Origin of the sequence: Clostridium frigidicarnis (assembly GCF_900111985.1) — a bacterium.
Classification (GTDB): domain Bacteria; phylum Bacillota; class Clostridia; order Clostridiales; family Clostridiaceae; genus Clostridium_Z; species Clostridium_Z frigidicarnis.
This window is the reverse complement of the sequence record NZ_FOKI01000016.1, coordinates 1-14916: the sequence shown is the minus strand read 5'-3', so window position 1 is coordinate 14916 and position 14916 is coordinate 1. Positions and strand designations below refer to the sequence as shown.

Genomic DNA, 14916 nt, shown 5'->3' with positions numbered 1-14916 from the left:
TTTTCTAGTTAGAATAATTTTTAATTTAAAATGTAATACTATTTATAAGGATGGTGATTGTTCATGAATAGAAATTCCAAAAAAGTTTACCCTCCAAATGAAAGAGATTATTTAGAAGAGGGTCCAAAAAATATTGAAAGCGTTTCTAAAAATGGTAAAACCTCAACTATGCTTCCAAATCCAAAGGTTGACCCAATAGTTTCAAATAATATAGCAACTTCTGAATTTGATTACACAGACTCAATTTTTAAAGAAGAAGATTAGAATAAAAACTAGGCTATAAAACATAGCCTAGTCTTATTTTATTTAAGAATTATGAGGTCCTTAGAAAAATGCGTTAGTATTTCAATTCCCTCTTCTTTAACCAATACGGTATCTTCTATTCTTACCCCACCCCAACCTGGAATATATAATCCTGGTTCCACTGTTATTACACATCCAGCTTCTATGATTTTTGTTCCGTAATTACCTAAAAACGGCTGTTCATGCAGTTCTCTTCCTACTCCATGTCCTATACCTGGATAGTAAAATTTTTCATATTCTTTTATTATTTCTCTTATATTATCATCAGGAACTTTAGAACAAATTCCTGGTTTCAATGAGTTTAACCCAACCTCTTGAGCATCTTTCACCAAATTATAGACCTTTATTTGTTCCTCTGATGGTTGTCCTACAACAAAAGTTCTTGTCATATCTGAGATATAACCATTATAAAGGGCACCAAAATCTATTGTTACAAAGTCTCCATTCTCTATTACTTTATTATTTGGCTTACCATGAGGAAGAGATGTTTTACTTCCTGATATTAATATTGTTTCAAATCCTATGCTTTGTGCTCCATTTACTTTCATATAGTATTCAAGCTTAGCAGCTAAATCATTTTCAGAAATTCCAGGTTTTATATATGGTAACAATTCTTCTAAAGCTTTATCCGCAATTTTGCAGGCTTTCCTTAAATTCTCTATCTCTTCACTATCTTTAATATATCTTAACTCTTCAACCAGACCCTCTGTAGGTATTAATTCTATATCTAGACTTTTAGCTTCATTTTCAAGTTTTTTATAAACATCAAAAGTCATATGAGTTTTTTCAAATCCCAATTTATTAATCTCATTTTCCTTACATACAATTGCCACAGCTTTTTGAAGATTTCTATCAAATTTATGCCAGTTAACTATAGTAAACCCCTTGCATAAACTTTCAGCAAGTTCTGTAAATCTACCGTCTGTTATAAGAAAATTTCCTTTTTCACATATAAGTGCAAAAGCTGCTTCATCACTAAAGTTACTTATGTAGTTTACATTAGATTCCTTTGTTAAAAATATCCCCTCTAACTTTTGCTCCTTTAATTTCTCTAGCAATTCTTTAATTCTATCCATAAAAAGCTCCTTTCCATTTTCACTTAGGCACATGAAAGAAAATAACATGTCCAAGATGCCATGTATATTTTGTGTAAGACAAGGAAGTGATATTAGTTCACAGCATAGACTATGGGCTAATATCTCTGACGAAGTATGACACAAAATAGACTAACATACTGACTTGTTATTTTTTGAATGTGCCTTACTTACATTATACACTAAACCGAAGAATTTCGTTGCAATATTTCTTATTTTCTGAATTCATTATCAGTAATTATAATTACTAATATACTTTCAGAAAATTTTAATACTCAGGTAGATGACAGAACCATTCTACCTGAGTATTTTTTAAATCTTTATTGTAATATCATGGATACCTTTTTCAAATTTCACAAACTTATTTTCCATCTTAATTCCATCTATCAAAATTTCATTTATATTTTCTCTAACTACATTTATTTTGTAAATGGTGTCTTCGTCTTTTTTATATTCCATATTAAATCCGTTCCATGTTGAAGGTATTCTAGGATCTATAGAAAATCCTTTTCCTTCATTTAATTTAAATCCCAATAAATTCTCTAATATAACCTTATATGTCCATGATGCCGCCCCTGTATACCAACTCCAACCACCTCTTCCACCATGTGGTTCCTTTATATAAACATCTGCTGCCATTACATAAGGTTCTAATTTATATTTTTCACAATCCATAGATGAAAGAGTATGATTTATTGGATTTATCATACTTATCAATTCATATGCCTTATCATTTTCTTTAAGTAATAATGTAGCCATTATAACCCAAATAGCTGCATGGGTATATTGCCCTCCATTTTCCCTTACTCCAGGTATATATCCTTTAATATATCCAGGTTCTAACATACATTTATCAAATGGTGGATATAAGAGTAGAATCATTCCATTCATCTTGTTTACTAAATGATTTTCTACAGCGTTCATAGCTTCTATTTGTCTCTTTTTATCTATGCCTTGGGATATTACGCTCCAGCTTTGGGGAAGGGAATCAATCATACATTCAGTATTCTCTATAGAACCTAAAGGTGTTCCATCATCAAAATATGCACGTCTATACCAGTTTCCATCCCATCCATGATTCTCTACATTTTTCAATATAGATTCTCTTTTCTCTTTATAAATTTCTTGTGTTTCCTTATCATCCATCTTTGTGCAAAGGTTTTGGAAATTATCTAATATATAGGATAAGAACCATGCAAGCCATACGCTTTCACCTTTTCCTTCAACACCTATATTACTCATTCCATCATTCCAATCTCCGCACCCCATTAAAGGCAATCCATGTTCTCCGAATTTTAAGCTTTTATCTATGGCCTTTTTACAGTGATTGTATACTGTATCTATCTTACTTGACTCATCATATATACCATATCTTTCATCCTCATTAAAGCTTAAAATATCACCCTTTAGATACTTAGTCTCCTCTTTTAAAATATCATCATCTCCTGTTAATGATATATATTCTATAACCGTATATGGCAACCATAATAAATCATCACTAAATTTAGTTCTTATACCAGAATTAACTACAGGGTGCCACCAATGTTCCACATCTCCTTCTTCAAATTGCCTTGATGCACTTAAAAGAATTTGTTGTCTAGTAATACTTGGTTCTATTAGTGCTATTGATAAACTATCTTGAAGCTGATCTCTAAAACCAAAGGCTCCTCCACATTGATAAAATGCACTTCTTGAATAATATCTACAACTTATTACTTGGTAAATAAGCCATCCATTCATCAATAAATTTATTTTTTCATCTGGAGTATTTATTTTATATTTATTTGTTATGTTACTCCAATGGTTTTCAACTTCTTCAAAAGCTCCATAAACACAATCTTTATCACTATAATTTTCAACGTTTTTCCCTATAGATTCTAAGCTATCCTCTGCTCCAAATAATATAAACAACTCTTTTTCTTCATTAGGCATAAGTTCTATTTTACTTCTATAACTTAAGGCTCCATTTACACCACATGACAAAACTTTGTTTAAATCCTTTTCCTCCATTGCAATAGAACCTTGTAAATTTCTACCTACCCCTATAAAGTCTTTTTTGCTACAACAATAACTTTCTTCATTTCCACCTACTATAGTTAAATAGCATTTTGTTTTATTAAAGCTTTCATTATAAGGATTTATTCCGTATATAAAATTATTTTTCTCATTGTAATATGTGGATATTCCATTAAGAATGCTTTGTTCTGTCACTCCTAAAACCAAATTACTGTAGTATGTTATAGAGACTTTTTTGTTTATTTTTAAATTATTTTTAAGTTTTAGTTTACCTATTTTTAAATTATCATTTACAGGAACAAACCAAGTTACCTCTCCACTTATTCCCTTATATGAATGATAATATTTTGAAAATCCAAAACCATGCTCTATTATATATTCACTTTCGTGTCTTGTTAAATTTGCATTTACACTCCAAGTTTCTCCACTAACTTCATCTCTTAAAAACAAAGCTTCATTTATGGTATCATTTACAAAGTCATTACTCCAAGGAGTTAATTTGTTTTCTCTTGAATTTTTGTACCATGTATAACTGGATCCTGATTCAGATATATGAAACCCAAAATTTCTATTGCTTATAACATTTATCCATGGAGCTGGTGTATTTTTATTATTTTTTAATATTATCACATACTGATTTTTTTCATTAAATCCACCAAACCCATTAAAAAATTTTAATTTTGATGTATCATATATTTTTTCTTTTGTAAAATTATCTTCTAGAAAATCTTCTTTAGAAAATTCAGCTAAATATTTTTCCCTTTCCCATTTTAATGGAACTTGTTTAATTTGATGTTCCATCTTATACATTACATTGCTATGAACTCCCCTAAGATTCTCTTCTAAGTTATCATACCCCTCTGTAAGCTTTGTGAAAAATGAATCCTCTTCTGTATTATCTACAAAAATGCTGCTGATTCCCCTTATAAAATTCATCATAGGTTTATCAATTGATTCATTTCCTTTTACATAAATTTTTCCTCTTAAATTCGAATCTTTTTCACTAGTATATTTATTAACTAAATCTATTAACTCTGACTTCAACCCCATATCATAACTAAACTCTTCGTTATCTATTATAAGTAAATCAAATTCTATACCCCTATAATTTAAATATCTATGACATTGAATCCACTGTCTTATTAAATCTATATTTTTATTATCTTCTATATAAACAGTAACTATAGGTATATCTCCTGAAATTCCTATAGACCACAAGTCCTTTTGCGAATTATCAAGAGTTTTTATGAAATTTTCTCTTTTTAATACATCTTTTATATTATATAATATTCTGCTAGCTACTATATCATATAATAGCGTTTGTTTATATTTGACACCCAAGCTTCTTAAATTTTCTCTTGTATTTAAATTATAGTTATTTAATATCCCTCTGCATTCATCTATTGTATTATATTTTTTCAAGGTATTCATTGCATCTTCTTTACTTTCCTCAATACCCATTAATATATATATTTTTGATTTTTCTCCTTTTTTCATTCGAACTTTCACTCTTTGACTAAATACGGGATCTAATACTGCTCCCATTGTATTTTTTAAAGATATTGAGCTACTTATTACTTTAGGATTTTCTAAAGTGTTTCCTCTGCCTATAAAATTTAATCTAGAAGTTTCATAACTTATATCTCCTACCATGTTTCCATCACATAATAGTCTTTGATATCCGTAAATTTTTTTATCACTTTTCTTTCTAGGTCTTCTATATGCTAAAATAGTATTGTTTTCAAAAGACTCAGTACTTATAAATAAATTACTAAAGGCAGGGTGAGATGTATCTCCATCATTAGATGTTAATGTAATTTCACTATATGTTGTTATTTCTAAAATTTTATCTTCATTGCTTAGATTTTCTAATTCTAATATTCTTATTTCTATATTGTCCTCACCACTTATATCTACAGATAAACTACTATTAATGTTATTATATTTACAATTAAACTTAGCTTTATTAAAAGCAAATTTAACTTTATATTCATCCGTATTTATTCTAGTTGGCTCATAAGTTGCACTCCAATACTTGTTTTCATTAATATCTTTTATATAAATATACATTCCTTTATTATCATTTATAAAATCTTTTTTCCATCTATAAAGGTTTATATCTCTTAATTTGCTATATCCGCTACCTCTATTAGTTATTATTAAATTATATTCTCCATTAGATAAAGTAGCTATTTCTGGAAATTCTGTATATGGTGTACTATAACTTCTAATTATTATATCCTCTAATGGCTTTTCTAATAACTTTACAGTATCTACTTTTTCTCTTGAAAATGTTGCTTTATTACAATATTTTTCTTGAAGTAATAATTCACAAGATTCAACTCTAGAATCTTTATGAAATCTTTCTCTAAATATATTGTTGTTAAGGGTATTAGTAAGTGACATAAGTGACATTCCTTGGTGATGAATCATAAATGATTTTACTATTGAAAATCCTTTTCCCTTGGTTACTCTTTCTTTATTATAATCAATAGCTTCATATAATCCATACCTTCCATTAGCTCCTAAAGAATATAGTCTATCTAGATTAGCTAATGCTCCCTTAGGATCAACCATTAGAGCCATTACTGTTGAATATGGAGCTATAACAAGTTCATTTTCTAATCCGGTCTTTAATCCTGCTTTAGGTATTCCAAATGCTTTGTATTGATAAATCATACTTCTATCAAAATAAAAATATCCACTTTCAGACACGCCCCATGGTATACTATTTTTAAATCCATGTTTTTTTTGTTCTTTAACAACACCATAATATGTTTCATTCCAAATAGAGCCATCGTAATTCTTTAAAATTATTAATGGCATTAAATACTCAAACATTGTTCCACTCCAAGATACCAATGCTTTTCTTCCACCCATATTTGTAAGCTGTCTCCCGAGATTTTTCCAGTTTAGCTTTGGTATATCTCCCTTAGCTATTGCAACATAGGAAGCTATCCTCGCTTCTGAGGCCATTAAATCATAATAAGACTGATTTAATTTATTGCTTTCAACATCATATCCTATAGAAAATAACCCCATTTTATTATCATAAAGCATAGAAAAATCCATTCCATCACTTATGATTTCTAAATCATCTTCTATATTTTTAAGCTCTTTTAAAAGTTTTTCAAAAGAATTTATACTTTTCTTAATTAGTATTTTAAGTTCTTCATGTTTATCTAGTTCTAAAATATGTTTATCTAAAATATTATTTAACTTATCTGGAATATTACTTAATGGCTCATTAAATACTAATTTCCTTAAACTCTTATACAAGTCCGTATTTCCCTTATCCACTATATGAACCCATGGAATTAATATTTGAATTTCTTTTATATATTGAGTAACATTATCTTTAAGTTTTGAAATCCAATAATTTTTCCCTTCTATTTTCTGTATGTCCTTACACCTACATCTTATTTCCATAAGAATTATTTTATATTTATCTATTGTCAATTCTTCTTCAAAGGTTTTTAAGAATGTATTAAAATAAACCTGAAGATCCTTATTTTCCATAGATACATCCATTGTATCCTTAATACCCTGCTTAAAGTTTTCATTTACAATTGGTTTATTTGTGTATTCCTTTATACATTGTTTTACAAGCCATAAATAGCTTAGTAAATTTCCACTATCTACTGTTGAGATATATCTTGGATATAATGGTTTTAATGTTACCGTATCATACCAATTATAATAATGCCCGTTAATTGTTTCTAAGTCTTTAAGAGTGCATAATGTTTTTTTAGTTCTTGAAATAAATGTACATATACCTATATACCCCAAATCATAAGCACAGCAATTACTACTTAATGTCATTGCAATATTAGTTGGAGAAGTTCTATGTGCTATTCCCTTCATAGGATCCTCTTGATAATTATCTGGTCCTAAATAATTATTTTCTTCATTAACAAAATCTTCAAAATATGCCCATGTTCTTCTTGCTAAAATTCTAGCTTTTTTAATTTCCTCTTTTGAAAGACTTTCTCTCTTTTCTCTCCAATTAACACTTACCAAATAAGCAATAGCTGGACTTAAAATCCATACTGTTATAGATGGTAAAATAAATTTAAAGTTTTCAGTAGAGTTACCTAGCGAAATCAAAAATAACAAAACAGAGATAACTAAGCCTGGCATCATAAATCTAACATACCAAATAAAACTATCATTCTCTTCATTTTCAACAAAAAACGCACTTTTCCATTGAAGAAGATTCTTTTTAGAGAATACCATTCTATAAAGTGTTTTTGCTATAGCATTTATATATAAACAACTTTCATCAATAAAAAATGTAAATACTAAAAAATAATTTTTTATATTTTTTATCAAACCTGATTTTCTTAATGTAAGTATATCCATAATAATTGGCATTGCTAATGTTAAGAATCCAAGACTTATCCAGCCCATTTGGTTATAGGTTTTTCCAAAACTAGAGACTATAATTGTAAATAAAATACTTGGATACAATAATGATCTTCTAATATTATCAAGAATTTTGTATCTATTTAAAGAACTAAAATTTCTATTAAATGCATATATAATATTTTGTATATCGCCTCTTACCCATCTATGTAATCTCATAGCATAGGAATAATAATTAAGTGGAAATCCTTCCACAAGGATTACATCACTTAAAAAACCTGTGTGCAAAAGACATCCCTCTAGCAAATCATGACTTAACACAGAATTTTCCTTAAACTTATTTTCTAAAAGCTTTATAAATTCATCAACTCTATATATGCCCTTCCCCATGAAAATTCCACATTGAAAAACATCTTGGTATATATTTGATACCATGTTTGAATATATATTTAATCCCTTATCTACCATATAATTTTTAATAAATTCTGTATCTGTTGAGTTTTCTAAGTCTCCAATAATTCTTGGTTGCATGATATTATATTTATAATTTAATGGGTGAGCCATAGCACCTATTAATTTCTTAAATTCTCCTAATGGCACTTTAGTATCTGCATCTAATGTTATAACATTCTCTATACAGGGTAAATTCTCTAGAAATTCTACTCCATAAATATAGCTTGTGCTCTTATCTCCTCTTAAAAGTTTATTTAATTCTGTTATTTTCCCACGTTTTCTCTCCCAACCCATATAGATTTTATCTATTGAATTATATAGCCTTTTTCTATGTAAAAATAGAAACTTTTCACCATACTTTTCATTTAATTCTTTTGCAATTTTCATACCTGCAGATATTATTTCATTATCGTCCTTACCTTCTTCTTTGTTGCTATCAGTAAAATCTCCACATAGTGCAAAATAAATATTATTCTCTCTACAAGTTAAATAATAAATTTCTAAATCTCTCATAAGCTTTTCAGTTCTATTTTTATTATTTAATATTGCAGGAATTACTACTAAAGTTGCTTTATCTTCATCTACTCCATGCTCAAGGGAAAGTTTTGGTATAAAATTAGGACTTATAATGTAGGATAATATTGTATTAGTAAATATTTTAGCTATTTCACTCATTGGTATTAATGCTAAAATATTCAATACAATAGTAACTAAACTAAGATCATTAACCAAAAATTTTATTATTAATAGTTCTATGATTAACATTATTAATAGGTTAGATATAATGTACATAGAAAGCTTTTTTTCATTTGAAGGATTATTCACCTTTTTATTTATGTTTAATTTTTTATATAATTCTTCTATTCCTTCATCTATTAAGTAATATCCAACATGATTTTTTATGGAATCTTTTGAATTACAACATTTTATTAAAGTGCTAGCAATTGTCTTTTCATCTATGTTAGATACTCTTGATATTTCCTCAATTTTATGTCTGTAATAATCTCTTGATTGAAAATCCATTTTTTTATATATTCCACTTGGATCTTTAGCAAGTATTTTTTCTACAATACTTACTTTTTCAAAAAATACTTCCCATTTAAATGAATCTATAAATCTTAAAGAATTTATTGAATTGCCTATATTTTTCTCATTATTTTTTTTCTTTCTTTCTAAATTTTTTAAAGCTTGCAATATTGATTCTTCGTTTAAACACAATTTATCTTTTAGTATTAAAAGTATTTTATTTTCCGGTATACCATTATTTCTTATTATATTTAAAAATCCTTCAGCCATATTAATGGTAATTTGTGTTTTATCATTTTTAAATTTATTTATAATTTCATTGAGTTCCTCATCATTTATAATTTCAGTAAATTCATGTGCTAAATATTCACCCTCTAAATATTCTTTTTCTTCATTAAGAATTTTATTAGATAAATCTCTTATTACATTTAGATTTACTATTCTCATAAACAAAGGAAAATACCATAGTTCTTCTGTTGTTAAATCAACTTCCTTAAAGAATGAATATAATTTTTCTTCTGTAATGTTTAAATTTGTATTTAAAAAAAATTCTTCACATATTCTATATAATCTTAGTTCATCATTCTTCATATGAGGTAGTTTTATTTTTCTACTTTTAGTAAAATTGACCATTATATGATTATATTCTTTTTCTATCATATGTATATTATCTAAAATCCATTGACTTCCCCCACTTATTCTTACATGATTTTTATACAAATCATTTAAATAATCATGATTATTTAATATATCAAAATATATTTTTTTAATATCATCTATAAAAATATTTCTTTTTATTAAGTTGGTCTTTGTTAAATTATGTTTTGAAAAATTCTCTCCCAAATTTTCAAGTTCCCTATAAGATAAATCATTTATTTTTTTACTTTTATCTTTTAAATAAGTCTTATTATCTATAATTATTAGATATGAGAGTAAGATTATTAACGTAACAATTCCAAATATATAAAGCAAAACCATTAGCAAAATCCTCCTATTTTTTAATGTTACTACTTTATAGCCTTGCCTTAAATTATAAAAATTATAAGAATAATATCAAAATAAAAAGGATTTAATGTAAAGAAATTCATCTAAATAAGAAAAATGATGACTAAACAATTCAAATTAAGTGGATGGACAAACTGTAAAGTTATAGGTTAATATCAATTCTTATACAGAACAAAAGGCTGCACCCTTTTTTTAATTGACAATTGATAATTGATAATTGACGATTATTGTTGGAAGTCAAAGACTTCCTAAATATAAAGTTGAGAGTGGAAAGTTGAAAGTTGAAAGTTCAGGTTGAAAATCACAGGTTTTCTCTAAATCATATTTTTTAAATTTTAAAATCTTCCTTAGAAGATTTATCCTTGAATTGTCAATTTTCAATTGTCAATTTCTTAAACTCTTGAACTTGCCACTTTAAATTTTTCACTCATTAAAGCTTTCAACTAAAAAATCTATATATTTTAATAGTTATAAAAGTTACCCACAGATTTGAAATTTTATAATATCCTATAAAGTAAAAAAGCATTACTTTAATGATAAATTAATTTCATTAAAGTAATGCTTTGCTTTTAAATATTATAAATTATAGTATTCTTCAAATGATTTTAAGATATACATATGATCTAAAACCCCACCCAATTCTCTTATAGAGTGCATTGAAAATACTGGATTACCTATATCTATTGAACGTATTGGTAAATGAGTTGATGATATAGGACCTATAGTTGATCCTCCTCTTAAATCTGATCTATTTACAAATTTTTGTACTGGCACCTTTGCTCTTCTACATATTTGTTCATAGACAGCTATTGAATCACTATCTGAAGTATATGCTTGATTTGCATTAATTTTTATAACTGGTCCCTTATTTATAAAACATTTAACTGTAGGATCATTTTTTTCTATATAGTTTGGATGTAATGCATGAGCTAAATCTGCAGATATCATAAAAGATTTAGCTATAGCTCTAAAGAAATCTTCCTTATCTTCTCCTAAACATAAAGCTATTCTTTCTAATATATTTACAAGTAAGTTAGAATCTCCTCCTTGCTTTGTAGAACTTCCCACTTCTTCATTATCAAAACATACCATTACATTTGTTGCCATATTAATTTTTGAATTAATTAATGCTTTTATTCCAGCATGAACCATTGATAAATCATCTTGTCTTCCCATTGAAATAAATTCATTGTTTAATCCCATAATAGTTCCCTTTTCATACTCATATAAGAATAAATCAAAGTCTATTATATCATCCATATTAACTTTTAATTCTTGTGCTAATAAATTTAATAAATACTTTCCTTTTTCAAGCTTATCATTAACTAATGATATTAATGGAAGAGTATCCTTTTGTCTATTTATCTTAAATCCATCATTTACTTCCCTATTCATATGTATTGCTATATTAGGGATTATTAAAATTGGTTTATTTATATTAATTAACTGATTGTTTGGATTTAATGGATTTTCACTTTTTAAAGTTACTCTACCTGCTATTGATAAAGGTCTATCAAACCATGTACTAAGTATAGGTCCGCCATACACCTCTGTATTTAATTTAACATAATTATCTTCTACCATGATTTCAGGGTTTGGTTTTATTCTAAAAGTTGGAGAATCTGTATGAGCTCCTACAATCTTAAAACCATTGTCTCCTACATCTCCTTTTCCAATAACAAATGCTATTAATGCTGATTGATTTTTAGTTACATAGTACTTACCTTCATGTTTTATATTCCATCTATTTTCTTCTTTTAATTCCTCAAAGTCATTTTCATCAAGTACTTTTTTTATACTTTCTACTGCATGAAAAGCAGTTGGACTTTCATATAAAAAGTCTATAAGTTCCTCTGCAAATTTCAATTCATTATTCATTATTTACCCCCACATTTTTGTAAAATTTTAATATTCTTTGTAAATAAATATATACAATTATATTTTATCATTAATGTATTGTTTTACAAAGTTTAATTTTGTAAAAGTATTTAATTTTTCTTATTGAATATTGAATATTGAATAAACTCGAAATTTATACTACTAACCATGCATATCAATTTTTTTTTAGGATAGAATATTATTATAATTTGATACCTCTATGCATCCTTTTCTTTTTAATTCCATAGGATTAGGATTAACTAAATTCTTTTTATTAAAATTAAAAGGTGTTGTAATATTAAGTGTTAACATAAAAAAGATTATTAAGATTAATTTTTTTTTATCCATAATATACCTCCTATAAATAAAAACTATTTTGACTTATAGGTTTTGTTTTTTTATCATACTTATATTATAGACATGTGGATTTTTTTTATTAAAAGTTTTAATGTAAAACATAATAAAATGAAGGATATACTCGACTATATCCCTAAACTTCCTATATATTCACTTCCTATAAAAATAGAAGTTTATTCATTTTAAAATAAAATTTTCTTATTTATAAATGAATATGTTTTTATTATATGATATAATAATTTGATGATTTTAAAAATTTTTTTTAATATTTAGGCATAGTTTAGATGCAAACTATGCCAATTTATAATTGTTTAAATAGAGGAGTGAATATATGTTATCTAAATTAATTATAAAAACTTTTATTAAAGATAGGGATTCTATATCAAATGAAAAAACTAGGACATCTTATGGCATTGTAGCTGGAGTTGTAGGCATAATTATAAATGCATTGCTTTTTATAATTAAATTATCTTTAGGTTTAATTCTCGGAAGTATAGCTGTAACTGCTGATGCATTTAATAACTTATCTGATGCAGCATCTTCAATTATAACTATATTAGGTTTTAAACTAGCTAATATGCCTGCTGATGAAGAGCATCCTTTTGGACATGGTAGATTTGAATATATATCTGCTATGATAGTTTCTTTTATGGTTATTTTGGTAGGACTTCAATTTATAAAATCCTCTGTAGGAAGAATACTCTCACCCACACCTGTTACTTTTGAAATTATATCATTTATTCTTATATTAGTGTCAATTTTATTTAAGATATGGCTTTCAAAGTTTAATGGGTTAATTGGCAAAAAAATAAATTCTGCCGCATTAAAAGCTGCTTCTATTGATGCTTTAGGTGACGTTATAACATCTAGTTGTGTTGCCTTATCATTAGTATCATCTAACTTCACAACTCTTCCTATAGATGGCTATGCAGGAGTTCTTGTATCTCTTATGATTTTATACTCTGGATTTGGTTTAGTAAAAGATACTCTAAATCCTTTACTTGGTGAAGCTCCTGATCCTGAACTTGTTGAAAACATAAAATCCTCTGTGCTTAATTATTATCATATACTTGGGGTTCATGACTTAATAATTCACAATTATGGACCTGGAAGAATAATGGCTTCTATCCATGCCGAAGTTCCTTGCAATTTATCCATAATTACTATACATGAAGTTATTGATAGAGCTGAAAAAGAAGTTTCTAAAAAATTGAAGCTTTATTTAGTTATACACATGGATCCAATAAATGTAGATGATAAGGAAGTTCTTAAAACGGAGCATGATTTATTAAAAATATTAAATAACCACCCACTAATAAAATCTATGCATGATTTTAGAATAGTAGGAGAAGGTGAAATTAAAAATTTAATTTTTGATGTAGTTGTAGATTCCAATAAAAAGAGAAAAATAATGAGTGACGAAGAATTAAAAAACGATATCAAATCTAAGGTTAAAGAAAAATTTCCAGAGTATAATTGTGTAATAACTATTGATGAAGATTACCTTCATTAATTTTGAGTTATCTACCTCTTTAACTTGATTATGAATTCCTATAGGATAAAGAAAAAGCACTATGATAATTACTAAAATTCAATAATTATCATAGTGCTTATTTAAATTTTATGCCTTTTTAAAATATCTTTTAAACATATAATTTTATTGATTGTCTTTAAAATAATTTCCCTCTATCATCTTATCTGCAACTGAAAAAACATTTTTTATATGATTTTCTTCTTCTTTACTTTTAGGTTCACCCATTATCTCTCCATTATTTAATATAGTGAAGTTCCTTTCAGTATTAACAAGAATTCTTCCCATAGCACTATCTTTTAACCTGTCTCTCTCTATTCCCATTAGATAAGCTACTGTAGGCATCATATCTACTTGACCACCTATAACATCCTTTTTCTCACCATTTAACTCTGGATTATATATTATAAATGGAACTCTTAAATCTTTATCCTTCCAACTCTCTTTCATACCGTTTATATCATTTACTTTATCTTGATAGAACTTATGAACTCCTGTATGATCTCCATAAATAACCAAAACTGTATTGTCTAATTGTTTTTTTTCTTTTAGCATATTAACTAAATTTCCAATTTGTTTATCTACGTAATTTACACTTTGGAAATAAGAACCCATTATGCTTTCATCAAATTCTTTTTCTAATTTTAATCCTCTTTCCTTTTCAGGCATTTCAAATGGTCCATGACTTGTCAATGTAACAGAATGTAAAAAGTATGGATTTTTTTCTTTTTCCATATAAGCCATTGTTTGCTTAAAGAATGATCCATCTGAAATTCCTGGTCCAATTTCCTCATCTATAACATAATCATTTATATCATAGGATTTATCAAATCCAAAGGAACGATGATTTGGTCTCCAATTCCAATTATATGCCTTTTCTGGATGAGT

General features: G+C 27.0%; 7 protein-coding genes. 2 read left to right on the top strand and 5 right to left on the bottom strand.

Going from position 1 to position 14916, the window contains the following annotated elements:
• The first annotated feature begins 63 nt into the window (after nucleotides 1-63).
• The gene (locus BM119_RS10845) at nucleotides 64-264 is read left to right on the top strand and encodes a hypothetical protein (protein ID WP_090041391.1); all 201 of its coding nucleotides are present in this window, start codon (nucleotides 64-66) and stop codon (nucleotides 262-264) included.
• A 38-nt stretch (nucleotides 265-302) separates the two neighbouring features.
• Here BM119_RS10845 and BM119_RS10840 read toward each other — a convergent pair whose 3' ends face one another.
• The 4 genes from BM119_RS10840 to BM119_RS19870 all read right to left on the bottom strand — a co-directional run bounded on the left by BM119_RS10840 (nucleotide 303) and on the right by BM119_RS19870 (nucleotide 12488).
• A complete protein-coding gene (locus BM119_RS10840; protein ID WP_090041390.1) occupies nucleotides 303-1379 on the bottom strand; it encodes a M24 family metallopeptidase in 1077 nt (358 codons plus the stop codon).
• Nucleotides 1380-1709: 330 nt separating this feature from the next.
• Entirely contained in the window at nucleotides 1710-10235 is an 8526-nt protein-coding gene (locus BM119_RS10835) for a glycoside hydrolase family 94 protein (RefSeq protein ID WP_090041388.1), read from the bottom strand.
• A gap of 603 nt (nucleotides 10236-10838) precedes the next feature.
• The gene (locus BM119_RS10830; protein ID WP_090041386.1) at nucleotides 10839-12140 is read right to left on the bottom strand and encodes a M18 family aminopeptidase; all 1302 of its coding nucleotides are present in this window, start codon (nucleotides 12138-12140) and stop codon (nucleotides 10839-10841) included.
• A gap of 186 nt (nucleotides 12141-12326) precedes the next feature.
• Nucleotides 12327-12488 (bottom strand): hypothetical protein, encoded by a 162-nt coding sequence (locus BM119_RS19870; RefSeq protein WP_177199393.1) that lies wholly within the window; start codon nucleotides 12486-12488, stop codon nucleotides 12327-12329.
• Nucleotides 12489-12828: 340 nt separating this feature from the next.
• Here BM119_RS19870 and BM119_RS10825 point away from each other — a divergent pair, with 340 nt between their 5' ends.
• A complete protein-coding gene (locus BM119_RS10825) occupies nucleotides 12829-14010 on the top strand; it encodes a cation diffusion facilitator family transporter (protein WP_090041385.1) in 1182 nt (393 codons plus the stop codon).
• 144 nt (nucleotides 14011-14154) lie between these two features.
• On the opposite strand, the gene BM119_RS10820 is transcribed toward BM119_RS10825, so the two are convergent.
• A partial coding sequence (locus BM119_RS10820; RefSeq protein WP_143087318.1) for an LTA synthase family protein occupies nucleotides 14155-14916 on the bottom strand: 762 nt, incomplete at its 5' end.